The sequence below is a fragment of the Paenirhizobium selenitireducens ATCC BAA-1503 genome (assembly GCF_900492185.1).
Lineage (GTDB): Bacteria > Pseudomonadota > Alphaproteobacteria > Rhizobiales > Rhizobiaceae > Allorhizobium > Allorhizobium selenitireducens_A.
Genome location: NZ_UEYP01000009.1, coordinates 112,032 through 128,185 on the forward strand (window position 1 = coordinate 112,032; position 16,154 = coordinate 128,185).

The 16,154-nt window shown below is 65.2% G+C and carries 12 protein-coding genes; 7 read left to right on the forward strand and 5 right to left on the reverse strand.

The window, feature by feature from the left end:
• Positions 1–131: 131 nt before the first annotated feature.
• From hslV to RHIZ70P_RS15950, 6 genes are all read left to right on the forward strand, one after another.
• Positions 132–659, forward strand: a complete 528-nt coding sequence (gene hslV, locus RHIZ70P_RS15925; RefSeq protein WP_115671459.1) for an ATP-dependent protease subunit HslV — start codon at positions 132–134, stop codon at positions 657–659.
• A 33-nt stretch (positions 660–692) separates the two neighbouring features.
• Positions 693–2,000 carry an ATP-dependent protease ATPase subunit HslU gene (hslU, locus tag RHIZ70P_RS15930; RefSeq protein ID WP_115671460.1) on the forward strand — a complete coding sequence of 436 codons (1,308 nt, stop codon included), beginning with the start codon at positions 693–695 and terminating at the stop codon, positions 1,998–2,000.
• A 171-nt stretch (positions 2,001–2,171) separates the two neighbouring features.
• A complete protein-coding gene (locus tag RHIZ70P_RS15935) occupies positions 2,172–3,092 on the forward strand; it encodes a DUF1402 family protein (protein ID WP_115671461.1) in 921 nt (306 codons plus the stop codon).
• A gap of 39 nt (positions 3,093–3,131) precedes the next feature.
• Positions 3,132–4,550, forward strand: coding sequence for a cytochrome P450 (locus RHIZ70P_RS15940; RefSeq protein ID WP_115671462.1), 1,419 nt, complete (start codon positions 3,132–3,134; stop codon positions 4,548–4,550).
• 92 nt (positions 4,551–4,642) lie between these two features.
• Positions 4,643–6,649, forward strand: a complete 2,007-nt coding sequence (locus RHIZ70P_RS15945; RefSeq protein WP_115671463.1) for a hydantoinase/oxoprolinase N-terminal domain-containing protein — start codon at positions 4,643–4,645, stop codon at positions 6,647–6,649.
• Between the two features lie 109 nt (positions 6,650–6,758).
• Positions 6,759–8,930, forward strand: coding sequence for a malate synthase G (locus RHIZ70P_RS15950; protein WP_115671464.1), 2,172 nt, complete (start codon positions 6,759–6,761; stop codon positions 8,928–8,930).
• Between the two features lie 74 nt (positions 8,931–9,004).
• Here the strand turns inward: RHIZ70P_RS15950 and RHIZ70P_RS15955 are convergent, their stop codons facing one another.
• Positions 9,005–9,679 (reverse strand): L,D-transpeptidase, encoded by a 675-nt coding sequence (locus tag RHIZ70P_RS15955; protein ID WP_115671465.1) that lies wholly within the window; start codon positions 9,677–9,679, stop codon positions 9,005–9,007.
• A gap of 179 nt (positions 9,680–9,858) precedes the next feature.
• Here RHIZ70P_RS15955 and RHIZ70P_RS15960 point away from each other — a divergent pair, with 179 nt between their 5' ends.
• Entirely contained in the window at positions 9,859–10,344 is a 486-nt protein-coding gene (locus RHIZ70P_RS15960; protein ID WP_115671482.1) for an MmcB family DNA repair protein, read from the forward strand.
• Positions 10,345–10,347: 3 nt separating this feature from the next.
• Here RHIZ70P_RS15960 and RHIZ70P_RS15965 read toward each other — a convergent pair whose 3' ends face one another.
• From RHIZ70P_RS15965 to RHIZ70P_RS15980, 4 genes are all read right to left on the reverse strand, one after another.
• Positions 10,348–10,929: an ActR/PrrA/RegA family redox response regulator transcription factor gene (locus tag RHIZ70P_RS15965; protein WP_115671466.1), complete on the reverse strand. Its 582-nt coding sequence runs from the start codon at positions 10,927–10,929 to the stop codon at positions 10,348–10,350.
• 86 nt (positions 10,930–11,015) lie between these two features.
• The gene (locus RHIZ70P_RS15970) at positions 11,016–12,308 is read right to left on the reverse strand and encodes an ActS/PrrB/RegB family redox-sensitive histidine kinase (protein ID WP_115671467.1); all 1,293 of its coding nucleotides are present in this window, start codon (positions 12,306–12,308) and stop codon (positions 11,016–11,018) included.
• Between the two features lie 27 nt (positions 12,309–12,335).
• The gene (gene hrpB / locus RHIZ70P_RS15975; protein ID WP_115671468.1) at positions 12,336–14,813 is read right to left on the reverse strand and encodes an ATP-dependent helicase HrpB; all 2,478 of its coding nucleotides are present in this window, start codon (positions 14,811–14,813) and stop codon (positions 12,336–12,338) included.
• Positions 14,813–15,775 (reverse strand): ornithine cyclodeaminase family protein, encoded by a 963-nt coding sequence (locus RHIZ70P_RS15980; protein ID WP_115671469.1) that lies wholly within the window; start codon positions 15,773–15,775, stop codon positions 14,813–14,815. The genes hrpB and RHIZ70P_RS15980 overlap by 1 nt, the downstream gene beginning before the upstream one ends.
• Positions 15,776–16,154: the final 379 nt, after the last annotated feature.

Genomic DNA, 16,154 nt, shown 5'->3' on the forward strand with positions numbered 1-16,154 from the left:
CAAAAGCAGGCCGTGCTTTTCCGCGATGCGTCACAAGATTGCATTCGCGCGAGGTCGACTTACATAGGTATCAACCGAACGATTTCACGTTCCCAATCGAACGCCCGGCAGACGGGCCAACAGGTGCGTAGATGACAACGATTATTACTGTGCGGAAGGGCGGAAAGGTCATCATGGCGGGCGACGGCCAGGTGAGCCTCGGCCAGACCGTAATGAAGGGCAATGCCCGCAAGGTGCGCCGGATCGGCAAGGGCGACGTGATCTCCGGTTTCGCCGGCGCGACCGCCGATGCCTTTACGTTGCTGGAGCGGCTGGAGAAGAAGCTCGAGCAATATCCAGGCCAGCTGATGCGCGCCGCCGTCGAGCTCGCCAAGGACTGGCGGACCGACAAGTATCTGCGCAACCTCGAGGCCATGATGCTGGTCGCCGACAAGACCATCACTCTTGCCATCACCGGCAATGGCGACGTGCTCGAGCCCGAGCATGGCGCGATGGCGATCGGCTCCGGTGGGAATTATGCCCTGGCGGCTGCCCGCGCCCTGATGGACAGCGAAAAGTCGGCAGAAGAGATCGCTCGCCGGGCCATGGCGATCGCCGCCGAGATCTGCGTCTATACCAACGACAATATCGTGGTCGAGTCGCTCGACAGCGACAACTGATCCTCTTTCCTTCCGACCATTGGAACAAGCGATATGACGACTTTTTCTCCCCGCGAGATCGTATCCGAACTCGACCGCTTCATCATCGGACAGCACGAGGCGAAACGTGCCGTGGCGATCGCGCTGCGCAACCGCTGGCGCCGCCAGCAGCTCGACGAGGACCTGCGCGACGAGGTGATGCCGAAGAACATCCTGATGATCGGCCCGACCGGCGTCGGCAAGACGGAAATCTCGCGGCGCCTCGCCAAGCTTGCAGGCGCGCCCTTCATCAAGGTCGAGGCGACGAAGTTCACCGAAGTCGGCTATGTCGGCCGCGACGTGGAACAGATCATCCGCGATCTCGTCGAGGTCGGCATCGGCCTGGTACGTGAAAAGAAGCGCGCCGAAGTTCAGGCCAAGGCCCATGCCGGCGCCGAGGAACGCGTCCTCGACGCGCTGGTCGGCTCGACGGCGTCCCCGGCCACCCGCGACAGCTTCCGCAAGAAGCTTCGGGCCGGCGAGATGGACGACAAGGAGATCGACATCGAGATCGCCGACAGCGGCAGCGGCATGCCCGGCTTCGAGGTTCCCGGAATGCCGGGCGCGAATGTCGGCATTCTCAACCTGTCGGAGATGTTCGGCAAGGCCATGGGCAACCGCACCAAGAAGGTGCGTACTACGGTCAAGGCCTCCTATGCCGACCTGATCCGTGACGAGTCCGACAAGCTGATCGACAATGAAGTGATCCAGCGCGAGGCGGTCCGCTCGGCCGAGAACGACGGCATCGTCTTCCTCGACGAGATCGACAAGATCGCCGCGCGTGAAGGCGGCATGGGGGCAGGCGTTTCGCGCGAAGGCGTGCAGCGCGACCTCTTGCCGCTGGTCGAAGGCACCACCGTGTCGACCAAGTACGGACCGGTGAAGACGGACCATATCCTCTTCATCGCGTCCGGCGCCTTCCACGTATCCAAGCCTTCGGACCTGCTGCCGGAACTGCAGGGACGCCTGCCGATCCGCGTCGAATTGAAGCCGCTCACCAAGGAGGACTTCCGCCGCATCCTGACCGAGACCGAGGCGAGCCTCATCCGCCAGTACAAGGCACTGATGGCGACCGAGGAACTCGATCTCGATTTCACCGAAGACGCGATCGATGCGCTGGCCGATGTTGCGGTCAAGCTCAACACGTCGGTCGAGAACATCGGCGCACGACGTCTGCAGACCGTGATGGAACGCGTGCTGGACGACATCTCGTTCAACGCGCCCGACCGGGGCGGTTCGAAGGTGATGATCGACCGGGCCTATGTCGCCGAGCATGTCGGCGAGATCGCCGCCGATGCGGATCTGTCGCGCTATATCCTGTAGCACCGGGCAGATTATGCGGGTTTCGCCGAAGGAATGCCGCAAATGTGACGCAGGGCAAGGTCGACAAGCACGGCCTTGCTTCTGTATGGGTGGCGCCGGAAAGCAATCTGCATATTGACAACTTGGGGTGAAGGTATCGTGGGTCGACTTACTCGGGCATTCTTTCTGGCGATGCTCGTTCTTGCGCCGGCGGGTGTGAACGCGGGATCGCTCCGTGTCGTTCCCGAGGGCAACCGCCATGCCGAGCAGCCGCCGATCCCTGGGGCTTCGGTGCGGCGCACCCAGGCCGGCAAGACGACCTTCGACCTGAAATACGAGAAAGTGCGTGATCTACTGGCGAGCGACGACAGGCTGCGCTCGAAGATCAGGAAGACGGCGGCGACCTACGGAATCGATCCGATCCACATGGTCGGCGCCATCGTCGGTGAGCACACCTTCAATGTCGATGCCTATGACAGCCTGCAGAGCTATTACGTCAAGGCGGCGGCCTATGCGGGCAACAGCTTCCGTTTCGCCTATGACGGCGAAGGGATCGCCGATTTCGTCGCCCGACCGGAATTTTCCCAATGCGCGGCGATGAAGGATTCCTACAAGCTATGGTCCTGCCGCGAAGACGTCTGGGAGGCCAAGTTCCGTGGCCGCAGCGTCGGCGGGAAGGCTTTTCCCAACAACCGTTTCAGTGCGGTGTTCTTCCAGCCCTTCTATGCCGGCCAGACCTTCGGCCTCGGGCAGATCAACCCCCTGACGGCGCTGATGCTGTCGGATCTGGTGTCGCAGAAATCGGGCGTCGCCAAGCTGGATGAGAATGACGCGGCCGGCGTCTACGAGGCGATCATGGATCCAGACCTCTCGCTCGCCTTCATGGCGGGCGTGCTGCGCAAGGCGATCGACGACTACCGGACGGTCGCCGGCATGGAAATTTCCAAGAATCCCGGCGTGACCGCGACATTGTTCAACGTCGGCAACTCGCTGCAGCGGGCCCGGGCGCTGGCGGCCCGCAATGCCGACGCCGGATCGCCGGTCTGGCCGGAAGAGAATTATTACGGGTGGTTGGTGAACGACCGTCTGAGTGAACTCGAGGTGCTGTTCTAGCCCGCCTCGGGGCTGAGCGCGCCACCGCGGAGCGGAACCATGGCAGTTGTCGACAGCCCCGACCTCTTCGAGCCGCCCGCGCCCGTCCCGCGCCCCTATCCGCCGTCGAAGCTCGAGATCATTCGTACGGTCCTGCGCAATCCGCTCGAGCTTTGGGGCGTGCCTTCCTATACCCTGCCCTGGATCGAGACCCGGTTCTTCGGCCGCACCACCGTGATCGTCAACGATCCGAATCTGATCCGCCACGTGCTGGTCGACAATGCCGGCAACTACGTGATGGACAAGGTCCGGCAACTGGTCCTGCGCCCCATCCTGCGCGACGGCTTGCTGACCGCCGAGGGTGGGGTGTGGAGGCGCTCGCGAAGGGCGATGGCGCCCGTCTTCACGCCGCGCCATGCGCGCGGCTTTGCCCGCCAGATGCTGGAGAAGAGCGAGGAATTCGCCGCGCGCTACGCCACGACGGACGCGCAAGGGACGGTGCGCGACATCGCCGCCGACATGACTGGGCTCACCTATCTCATCCTCTCCGAGACGCTGTTTTCCGGCGAGATTGCCACCGACGGCGATGACGTCGCCGGGGATGTCGATGCGCTGTTGCACCACATGGGGCGGATCGATCCGCTCGACATGCTGGCGGCTCCGGGATGGATCCCCCGGCTCGCCCGGCTGCGGGGTCGTCACGTGCTGCGCAAGTTCCGCGCGCTGGTCCGGACGACGATGGAAAAGCGCAAGGCGGCGATAGCGCGGGACCCGCAATCCGCGCCGCGCGATTTCCTCACCCTGCTGCTTGAGGTCGAAGGGCCGCAGGGTCTGACGACCGAGGAGGTCGAGGACAATATCCTGACCTTCATCGGCGCCGGCCATGAGACCACCGCCCGTGCGCTCGCCTGGACCTTCTTCTGCGTCGCCAATTGTCCCGACATCCGGGATCGCATGGAGGCAGAGATCGACGCTGTGCTCGACAGCGGTGCGGATCCGGTCGACTGGCTGGAGCGCATGCCGCTGGTGCGTTCCGCCTTCGAGGAGGCGCTGAGGCTCTATCCGCCGGCCCCGTCGATCAACCGCCAGGCCGTGGCCGACGACCGCTTCGAGGCCCCCGATGGAACCGCGCTCGACATCCGCAAGGGTGCGACGATCCTCATCATGCCCTGGACGCTGCACCGGCATGAACTCTACTGGGAAAACCCGCGCGCCTTCGACCCGAGCCGTTTCCTGCCGGAAAACCGCGAAAGGATCGGCCGCTTTCAATATCTGCCCTTCGGCGCCGGGGCGCGGGTCTGCATCGGCGCAACCTTCGCTCTGCAGGAGGCCGTGATCGCGCTCGCCGTCCTGATGCGGCGCTATCGCTTCGACACGACCGCCGAAACCAGGCCGTGGCCGGTGCAGAAGCTGACCGTGCAGCCGGCCGGTGGCCTGCCGATGCGGGTCACCGCGCGGGCTGCGGTTTCGCGGCCATGATTTGCCGTTTGCCGGCTATTGCCGCCCGGTTTCTCCATGCGATAACAGCGTGATCCGTGATGGCGAAATTCTGAAAGACCGAGGCAGCTGGCGTGACACTTCCTTACCTGTTGGGCATCGATACCGGCGGCACCTATACCGACGCGGTGCTCTACAGTGAGACGCAAGGCATCCTCGCCAAGGCCAAGGCGCTCACCACGCGCCATGATCTCGCGATCGGTATCTCGGAAGCGCTGGGAAAGGTCATCGAAACCTCTGGCGTCTCCGTCGAGGCGATCGGTCTGGTGTCGCTTTCGACGACGCTGGCGACAAATGCGCTCGTCGAAGGGCAGGGGGGACGCGCCGGCCTCGTCATGATCGGCTTCGGTCCCGACGACCTGAAACGCGACGGTCTCGCCGATGCGCTGGGCTCCGATCCCGTCATCTATCTCTCCGGCGGCCATGATGTGCACGGCACCGAGACGCCGCTCGATCTCTCGCCGCTGGAGCAAGCCCTGCCGGAGCTGAGCCGGACGGTGTCCTCCTTCGCCGTTGCCGGCTATTTTGCCGTGCGCAATCCGGCCCATGAGAACAGGGTCCGCGACTTCATCCGCGATCATTGTTGCCTGCCGGTGACCTGCAGCCACGAGCTGTCGTCGAAGCTCGGCGGTCCGCGCCGGGCGCTCACCACTTTGCTCAATGCCCGCCTGGTGTCGATGATCGACCGGCTTGTCGGCGCCTGCGAGGATTTCCTCACAAGGCGCGGCATCGACGCGCCGCTGATGGTCGTGCGAGGCGACGGTGCCCTGATCTCGGCCACTGAGGCTCGGTTGCGGCCGATCGAGACGATCCTGTCGGGTCCCGCAGCAAGCCTGGTCGGCGCCCGTCATCTGACCGGTCTTGCCGATGCCGTTGTTTCCGACATCGGCGGTACGACCACGGATGTGGCGATCCTCGAGGGCGGGCGCCCACGGCTTGATGCGGACGGTGCCGTGGTCGGCGGATACCGCACCATGGTCGAGGCGGTGGCCATGCGCACCTATGGCCTCGGCGGAGATTCGGAGGTGAGGATCGACGACCGCAGCATGAATGCGCGGATCGATCTCGGACCGCGCCGGCTCGTACCGCTCAGCCTTGCGGCCACGCTGCATGGCCGGCCGGTCATCGACATTCTCGAACGGCAGCTGCGTGCGGCCCATATGGGCCGCCATGACGGGCGCCTTGCGGTCCGCACCGGCGTGCCGGATCATCTGGCCGCCGGTCTGGCGGCGCAGGAAACAGCGCTGTTCGCGCGCATCGGGTCTGAGCCCGTGGCGCTCGACCAGCTGATGACGGCAACGTCGCAGCTGGCGACGCTCGATCGGCTGGTGGCGCGCGGGCTCGTGCATATCTGCGGCATCACGCCCTCGGACGCGATGCATGTTCTTGGCCGTCAGGGCCAGTGGGAGCGGGAAGCGGCCGAACTCGGCCTGCGGCTTGCCATGCGCCGCAAGAATGGGGCCGGACAGCCGATCGCGGCCTCGCCGGAGGATCTTGCCGGACGCATCATCGACCGGCTGACGCGCCAGTCGGCGGAGGTCATCCTCTCCGCGGTCCTTCCCGAGGCCGGCCTGGCCGATGTCGATCCCGCCCGCTCGCTGCTGATCGACCACGCGCTGCGGCGCGAGGCGGGCATCGTGCGCTTCTCCCTGTCGCTCGACCGTCCGCTCGTCGGGCTCGGCGCCTCGGCCCCGGTCTACTACCCGGCAATCGGCGACATGCTGTCCGTGGCCTGCGAAGTCCCGGCGGACGCGGATGTCGCCAATGCGGTCGGCGCGGTGGTGGGGCGGGTCCGCGCCACCGTCACCGTCTTCGTCACGTCGCCGGAGGATGGCGTCTTCATACTGTCGGGCGCCGGAGACGGCCGCCGCTTCACGGACGAGGAAAAGGCCTTCGACGCCGCGCGCGAAAGGGCAAGCGCAGGGGCGCTCGAACATGCCCGGCAGAATGGCTCCGTCGATGCGGTCCTGGCCCTCGTCGAGGAAATCGATGCGCCTGAGATCGATGGCAGCCGCAAGCTCGTCGAAGCGCGTTTCATCGCCACGGCAAGCGGCAGGCCCCGCCTGGCACACGGGGAATAGTTTCCAATCCGGCACAAATCTTTGTAATTTGTGCTCGATTGACAATGAATCAGAACAGATCAAAGTCTCACCACGAAAGCTACAGCCAGATTTGCGAGGAGACAGCGCCATGAGCCGGATCGAAAGCCACGGACTTTCCATCGACACCGAACTTCACCAGTTCCTGATCGACGAGGCATTGCCGGGAACCGGGGTCGACCCGGAGACATACCTGAAGGGCTTGTCGGCCATTGTGCACGACCTCGCGCCGAAGAACCGGGCGCTTTTGGCCAAGCGCGACGAGATGCAGGCAAAGATCGACGCCTGGCACAAGCAGAATGGCGCGCCGATCGACATGGATGCCTATGAAGAATTTCTGCGCGAGATCGGCTATCTCCTGCCGGAAGGCGGCGAGGTCAAGGTTTCCACCTCCAATGTCGATGCGGAGATCACCCGGATCGCCGGGCCGCAGCTCGTCGTTCCGGTCATGAACGCACGTTATGCGTTGAACGCGGCGAATGCGCGGTGGGGTTCGCTCTACGATGCGCTTTACGGCACGGATGCGATCGCCGAAACCGACGGCGCCGAAAAGGGCAAGGGCTACAATCCCGTGCGCGGCGCCAAGGTCATCGCCTGGGGTCGGCAGTTGCTGGATGATTCGGCACCGCTTGCCGCCGGCAGCTGGAGCAATGTCGCCGGCCTGTCGATCCAGGACGGCGCGCTGTTCGTCACGCTGGCCGATGGCGGCGTCACCGGTCTCTCCGACCCTGCGCAGCTCGCCGGCTATCGCGGCGGCGCCGACAAGCCGGATGCGGTCCTGCTGGTCAAGAACAACCTGCACACCGAGATCGTCATCGATGCTGAAGGCATGATCGGCAAGACCGATCCGGCCCACATCAACGACATCTGGCTCGAATCGGCGATCACCACGATCATGGACTGCGAGGATTCTGTCGCGGCCGTCGACGCCGAGGACAAGGTCGTCGTGTATGGCAACTGGCTCGGCCTGATGAAGGGCGATCTGACCGAAGAGGTCTCGAAGGGCGGCAAGACGTTTACCCGCGCGCTGAACGCCGACCGCGCATACACGAAGCCGGATGGTACGACCCTCACGCTGCACGGCCGCTCGCTGATGCTGGTGCGCAATGTCGGCCACCTGATGACCAATCCGGCAATCCTCGACCGGGACGGCAATGAGGTGCCGGAAGGCATCATGGACGCCGCGGTCACCGCGCTGATCGCCCTGCACGATATCGGGCCGAACGGCCGCCGGGCGAATTCGCGCAGCGGCTCGATGTATGTCGTCAAGCCGAAGATGCACGGTCCGGAAGAGGTCGCCTTCGCCTGCGAGATCTTCGCGCGCGTCGAGGCGCTGATCGGCATGGTACCGAACACCATCAAGATGGGCATCATGGACGAGGAGCGCCGCACGACGGTCAACCTCAAGGAATGCATCCGTGCCGCCAAGGAACGCGTCGTGTTCATCAACACTGGCTTCCTCGACCGCACCGGCGACGAGATCCACACCTCGATGGAAGCCGGTCCGATGATCCGCAAGGGCGACATGAAGCAGGCAGCCTGGATCGCCGCCTATGAGAACTGGAACGTCGACATCGGCCTCGAATGCGGCCTGTCTGGGCATGCGCAGATCGGCAAGGGCATGTGGGCCATGCCCGACCTGATGGCGGCCATGCTGGAGCAGAAGATCGCCCATCCGAAGGCCGGCGCCAATACCGCCTGGGTTCCCTCGCCGACGGCCGCCACCCTGCATGCCACGCACTACCACCGCGTCAATGTCGCCGACGTCCAGGCAGGCCTGAAGAGCCGCCCGCGCGCCAATCTGCGCGACATCCTCTCGGTGCCGGTGGCCATCCGCCCGAACTGGACGCCGGAAGAAATCCAGCGCGAACTCGACAACAATGCCCAGGGCATTCTCGGCTACGTGGTGCGCTGGATCGACCAGGGCGTCGGCTGTTCCAAGGTTCCCGACATCAACAATGTCGGCCTGATGGAAGACCGCGCGACGCTGCGCATCTCGGCCCAGCACATGGCCAACTGGCTGCACCACGGCGTGGTCACCGAGGCGCAGATCCTCGAAACGATGAAGCGCATGGCCGTCGTCGTCGACGGCCAGAATGCCGGCGATCCTGCCTATCGGCCGATGGCCGGCAATTTCGACGGTTCGATCGCCTTCAAGGCGGCGCTCGACCTGGTGCTGAAGGGCCGCGAGCAGCCGAACGGTTATACCGAGCCGGTTCTGCATCGTCGCCGCCTCGAACTGAAGGCCAGCCTGGCAGGCTGAACGCGAGCCAAGCGCAAACGAAAAAGCCGCCGGATTTCTCCGGCGGCTTTTTGCATGGGAACGCTTCGAAGCGCTTACTGCTGGACGACCACCTTGGCGCCCTTGCCCGGGCGGACGCGGCTGTAGAGATCGATGATGTCCTGGTTCATCAGGCGGATGCAGCCCGACGAGGCGGCGGTGCCGATCGAGGCCCATTCCGGCGTGCCGTGCAGGCGGAACAGCGTGTCCTGGCCCTTTTCGTTGAACAGATAGAGGGCGCGCGCACCGAGCGGGTTGCGCAGGCCCGGTCCCATGCCCGCCTCCACATACTGGGCGACGTCCGGCTTGCGGGCCGCCATTTCCTTCGGCGGATGCCAGGTCGGCCATTCCTGCTTCCAGGCGATATAGGCCTCGCCCTGCCAGGCAAAGCCCTGCTTGCCGACGCCGATGCCGTAGCGCACAGCCTTGCCGTTCGGCAGAACGTAGTAAAGGAAGCGCTCCCGCGTGTTGACGACCACCGTACCCGGCCGTTCCTTGGTCGAGTAGGAGACGATCTGGCGATGGAATTTCGAATTGACCTTGTTGATCGGGATCGCCGGAAGCGTGTAACCGGCGTCGGTGACAGCCCCGTAGGAATCGGTGAAGATCTTGGCGGTTGTGGTTTCGGCCTTTCCGGGCGTGCCGGATGCGGTATCGGTCGTGGTCGTGCATCCGGTGAGGCCGATCGTCGCGACGAGGCCGAACACAGTCAAAGCATTGCGGAGGCGCATGGGAAAAACTCGTTCATTCGGGCTGGGAGATGGTGATCTCGACCATCTTTGATTATGGTTTATTTTTGATTAAAAGCGCCTTGGCAAGTGGCGGGCAGCCGCCCGGTTACTTCGGCGCTGCAAAATGACCGCACATGGTTTTTTTGCAACATGCGGATCTGCTTTCCTGGACGCAATTCATGACCATTCTTTCCATCGCCGTAAACAATCCGTTAATCGATGGTCGCCAGTCCGAGCGGGCCATGCTGGTGCGCCGCGGCGTCCAGGTCCTGCTCAACGACATGCGGCTCGCCGTGCTGCCGGAACTGGCGCTTGCCAACGGCCGGCGTGCCGATCTGGTCGGGCTCTCGGAAAAGGGCGAGATCTGGATCATCGAGATCAAATCCTCGATCGAGGATTTCCGCGTCGACCGCAAATGGCCGGACTACCGCGCCTATTGCGACCGGTTGTTCTTCGCCACGCATCCCGATGTGCCGCTCGACATCTTTCCGGAGGATTGCGGCTTGCTGCTTTCGGATGGATACGGCGCTCATCTGCTGCGCGAGGCGCCGGAACACAAGCTGCCGCCGGCGACCCGCAAGGCCGTAACGCTCGATTTTTCCCGCAGCGCCGCCCAGCGCCTGATGATGGCGGAGTGGGCCATCCGCTCGCCGGCCCGGGACTGACCGCTATTTCGGCGCGCGCTTGGCGAGAATGCGCTGCAATGTCCTGCGGTGCATGTTGAGCCGGCGCGCCGTCTCGGACACGTTGCGGTCGCAGCTTTCGAATACCCGCTGGATATGCTCCCAGCGGACCCGGTCGGCCGACATCGGATTTTCCGGCACTTCCGCCTTCTCGCCCGGACGCTGGGTCAGCGCCAGGAAGATCTCGTCGGCATCGGCCGGCTTCGCCAGATAGTCGAGCGCTCCGAGCTTCACGGCGGTCACCGCCGTGGCGATATTGCCGTAGCCGGTCAAAACGACGATATGTGTATCGCTGCCATTCTGGCGGATCACCTCGATGACATCGAGCCCGTTGCCGTCACCCAGCCTGAGATCGATCACCGCGTATTTCGGTGGTGCCGCCTTCGCCTTGGCAATGCCTTCCGCGACAGAAGCCGCCGTCTCCACGGCAAAGCCCCGCGATTCCATGGCCCGCGCCAATCGACGCAGAAAGGGTACGTCGTCGTCGACGATCAGCAGCGTCGGATTGGGACCCAATGGGCTGTCGCCGGTTGCGGCCGAGGGGTCGGACGGAGTGTGTTCTGTCATGACTGAGCATTCCTGCAGGGCAATCTTGAGCGTCAATGTGTGGTTATGGCCAGTATTGGGCAGGCGGTAAAGTCATTTTGCCATGATCAGGCCTGCATTCGATGGCGAGGCCAGACGATCTCGACCCTGGCACCCGGTTGATCCGGACCGCGGTTTTCGAAGCGCAGCCGTGCCCCGGAGCGCTCGAGCAGGGTCTTGGCGATGAACAGGCCGAGCCCTAGGCCCCCCGCCTGGTCATCCCGCTGGCGGGTGGTGACATAAGGTTCGCCGATCCTCTGCAACACGTCCGGCGCATAGCCTTCGCCATCATCCTCGATGGTGATCGCCACTTTCGAAACGTCATGCTCGACCGTGACGGTGACCTTTTCGCGGGCGAAGTCGACGGCGTTCTCGACGAGATTTCCGAGCCCATGCAGAATGCCTGCATTGCGAATGCCGACCGGTTCGGTGGCGCGTTGCGACTTCTCGACGAGCTCGATTCTGATGCCGAATTCGCGATGCGGCGCCAGTACCTCTTCGATGAGCGAGGAGAGCGGCAATCTGCGCATATGCTCCTCGCTCTCGGAGGGCAGGGTGGCGATGCGCTTCAGGATGTCGCGGCAGCGCTCGCTCTGGCTGCGCAGCAACTGGACGTCCTCGCCGAACCGCTCGTCCTGGCCGAGCTCGCGTTCCATTTCCTTGGCCACAAGGCTGATCGTGGCAAGCGGCGTCCCAAGTTCGTGCGCCGCCGCCGCGGCAAGCCCGTCCAGCTGCGAGAGGTGCTTTTCCCGCTGCAGGACCAGCTCGGTTGCCGACAGCGCATCGGCCAGCAGCGTGGCCTCCTGCGAAACGCGATAGGCGTAAAAGGCCGCAAACGCCATCATCGAGGTGATGGCGAACCACACGCCCACCTGCATCACCGGCTGCAGCGTCGGCGCATCGCCCCCGTACCAGGGAAGCGGATAGGGCGAGAACGGCAGCGCCGAAATGAGCAGCATGGCGAGCGCAAAAAGCGCCAGCGCATGCCGGAGCGGCTGCGAGGCAAAGGAGATGATGACCGGCACGCAGATCAACGGAGCGAACGGATTGGCAAGTCCCCCGGTGATGAACAGCATGGCGCCGAGCTGCAAGAGGTCGAGACCGAGCACTGCGAAGGCGGCACTCGGCTCCAGCCGGTAGGTCGGCGGAAAGCGGACGGAAAGCAGGAAGTTGGCCGCCGCCAAGACGCCGATCAACACCGCGCAGGTGAGGAGCGGCAGCGGAAAATTGAGCCCGAATGCCACGATGAGCACGGTCGCGCCTTGCCCCGCGACGGCGAGCCAGCGCAGCCGCACCAATGTCTGCAGGCGCAGCCTGCGGCTCGATGGTCCGAAGGGGATCGCCGTGTCCGGTATGGTCATTCCTTCAGCCTCCTCGTTACTGTCGCGTCAGGTGCCGCGCGGCTTGGCGCGGGTCGTCGGCAAGGCGTGGGCCGGATCCTCCGGCCACGGATGTTTCGGATAGCGTCCCCGCATCTCGGCCCGAACGTCCTTCCACGAGCCCGCCCAGAAGCCGGGCAAGTCCCGCGTCGTCTGGATGGGCCTGTGCGCCGGCGAGGTCAACTCCAGCACCAGCGGCAATTTGCCCCCGCCGATCGCCGGATGGCTCTTGAGACCGAACAGTTCCTGCACGCGGATCGCCAGCACGGGCTCCGTTCCGTCATAGCGGATCGGATGGTTCTGGCCCGTGGGCGCGGTGAAATGGGTGGGTGCCAGCCGGTCGAGTTCGCGCTGCAGACCATGCGGAATGAGCGAAGCGAGGCCATCGGACAGCGCGCCGGGCGAAAGGTCGTCGATTCCGCGCGCATTCGTCTGATAGGGTGTGAACCAGCTGTCGATAGAATCGAGCAGAGCAGCATCCGACATGTCCGGCCAGGGCTCGCCGATCGTGCGGTGAAGAAAACCCACCCGCTGGCGCAGCTGCTCGGCCGCCTTGGAAAAGGGCAGGGCGCCGATCCCGACCTGCCGCACACCCTCGGCGAGTGCTTCGGTCGCGGCAGGGCCTGTGGGGCGCGCCAGCGGCGCTTCATCGAGCACGATGGCACCGAGACGGGTGATCCGCCGCGCACGCACCTGCCGGCTTGCAAGGTCGAAGAAGCACTCGTCGCGGCGCTGGATGGCATCGGGAAGCGTGACCTCGATTTGCCCGCGATCGATTTCGGCGGCCGCAAGCACGCGGCCCTGTGCCGCGCGGCCGGTCAGGTCGGCGATCACCAGCATGTCGGCCCCCGCCAGCCGCTCGGTCTCCGGGATTTCGGCACCGCGGCCATTGGCCATCACGAAGCGGCCTCGCCCGCCGCGCCTGAGCGCGATCCGGTCGGGATAGGCATGCAGCAGCAATTGCCCGGTGGTCCAGGAGCCGGCGGTGGAAGGGGATGCCGACCCCTTCCTATGAGCGAAGCCAGAGGCGAGCCGCTCGGCGAGCTTTCGCGCCGCAACGGCGCGGTCGCCGCGGTCCTGGCGGAAACGGCGCAGCCGCTCGTCGATGTCGATCCCCGTGCCGCCGAGCCCCTGTTCGGTCAAGAGTACGGCAATCTCGGCCGCCGGCCTGGCTGCCCCCTCATCGGCACCGGCCAGCACCATGGCGGAAAGCCGGACAGGCAGGCCGAGGTCACGCATGCGGCGGCCCTTCGCGGTCATCGCGCCGGATGGATCCAGCGCCCCGATCAGCCGAAGCAGCGCACGCGCCTCGTTCCACGCGGCGGCCGGAGGTGGATCGATGAACGACAGGCCTTTAGGATCGAGTACGCCCCAATGCGCCATGTCGAGGACCAGGTTGGACAAGTCGCCCGACAACATCTCCGGCGGGGTAAAGGCCGGCAATGCCGCCGTCTGGCCCGCGTGCCAGAGGCGAATGGCGATGCCGGGCTCGGTTCTCCCCGCCCGCCCGGCCCGCTGGTCGGCCGAAGCGCGAGACACCCGAACCGTCTCGAGGCGGGTGATCCCGGTCGAAGGCTCGAAGACCGGCAGGCGCTGCAGCCCGCTGTCGATCACCACGCGAACGCCGTCGATCGTGATCGATGTCTCGGCGATCGAGGTGGCGAGCACGATCTTGCGATGTCCCGCCGGCGCCGGCCGGATGGCCGCATCCTGCTCACTCTGGCTGAGATTGCCGTAGAGCGGCGCGATCAGGGTGCCTGTGTCGAGACGACCTTCGAGCCGCTCGGCGACGCGGCGGATTTCCGCCTGCCCGGGCAGGAAGGCGAGGATCGATCCGCTCTCGGTCGCATGCGCCTGCAGGATGGCCGATGTCACCGTATCCTCGATGCGCTCGCCGGCCGGCCGGTCGCGATAGCGGATGTCGATCGGAAAACTCCGCCCCTCGCTGCGAATGATCGGCGGATCGCCGAGCAAGGCCGCGATCCGGTCGATGTCGAGCGTCGCCGACATGACCAGGATGCGCAGGTCCGGGCGCAAGGCCGATTGCGCGTCGAGCGCCAGCGCCAGGCCGAAGTCGGCGTCGAGCGAGCGCTCGTGGAATTCGTCGAACAGCACGGCGGCAATGCCGGGCAGTTCCGGATCCTCGAGGATCATCCGGGCAAAGACGCCCTCGGTGACCACCTCGATGCGCGTCCGCGACGACACGCGGTTGTCGAGACGCATGCGATAGCCCACCGTCTCGCCGACGGTCTCCCCAAGCAGGCTCGCCATACGGCCGGCCGCCGCGCGCGCGGCGAGCCGCCGCGGCTCCAGCAGGATGATCCGGCCGTCGCCGCGCCAGGGCTCATTAAGGAGCCTGAGCGGCACGATCGTCGTCTTGCCGGCGCCGGGCGGGGCCGACAGGATCGCCCGATTCTCCTCCGCGAGCGCCGTGACGATCGCCGGCAGGCTTTCGCTGACGGGCAGATGGGGAAGGAGCGGCGGCATCACGTTTCCTGGCGGGCGAACGGCTCCATGACGGTCTCGTAGGCGAGGATCGCGCCGGCCAGGTCCTCGAGCGCGGCCCCGACCGACTTGAACAGGGTGATCTCTCCACCGTCCGAACGCCCCTTGTGGCGGCCCGCGACGAGATCGAAGAGATCGGCCTTGATGTCGGCCTCGCTGATCACCCCTGCCTTGAGCGGCTGCAGGATGTCGCCGGCCTCGCCGAGTGCGCCGTCTCGCGTGTCGACGACGATCGTGGCGCGCCGCACTGCCTCGTCGTCGCTCTCGCGCATGCTCGGCTTGAAGGCGCCGATCAGGTCGAGATGGGCGCCGGGCTTCAGCCAAGCGCCGTGGATGAGCGGCACGCTCGACAGGGTCGCGCAGGAGATGATGTCGGCCGTCCGCGCCGTGCCCTCGAGATCGGTGCAGGCGACCGCGTCGAACCCGAGCGCGCGCGCCTCTTCCGCGCTTTTCTCCGCATTGGCCGGATTGCGGCCCCAGACCGAAACGCGGGTGATCGGGCGGACGGCCGCATGCGCCTGCATGAGATTGAGCGAGAGACGGCCGGTCCCGACCACCAGCAGATGCGAGGCATCGTCCCGCGCCAGATAGCGGGCGGCGAGCGCCGAGGTGGCGGCGGTCCGCCGCGCCGTGAGCTCCCCGCCGTCGACCACGGCGAGCATCTTGCCGGTCTTGCCGGATGACAGGATATAGCTGCCGTGAATTGCCGGCAGGCCGCGCGCATGATTGTCGGGAAAAACGGAGACGAGTTTCACGCCAATATAGTCGCCCGGAACCCAGGCCGGCATCAGCAGCAGCGTGGCATCCGCCTCGCCGGGCACGGCGACCTCATGATGATGGCGAACCGGCATGACGCAATGGCTGCGGAACATCCGCTCGATCGCGTCAATGAGGTCGGCCCATTTGAGGGCCTCGGCGGTTTCGGTTTCGTGCAACACCAGCATGCTCGTCTCCTTGTCGAATGCGTGCCGACACTAGCAAGAGCGCGCCGCCGTTCAAGCGCCAATCGCCGCTATGCCGAGACGCCGCTGCAGACGCCGGCCGGCATAGCGTCCGTGGGCGCAAGATCCGGAGGATTTCGGCATCGCGGCGCGGGCCGTGATAGCCATGTCCGAATTTAACGTTTGATTTCAGGGCATTGAATGATTCTTCGAAAAACTGCGAAGAGCGCTGTTGACTGGTGAGAGAAGCGAATCTATAACCCCGCTCACTGAACGAGGGCGGCGGCGCTGCTGGCGACGAAGTCTTTCGTTCATGAGAAATCTTCTGGAAATTGGCTGAGATGCTGATGGGTTGCCGGACTGGATGGTTTGGCGGGAAGAT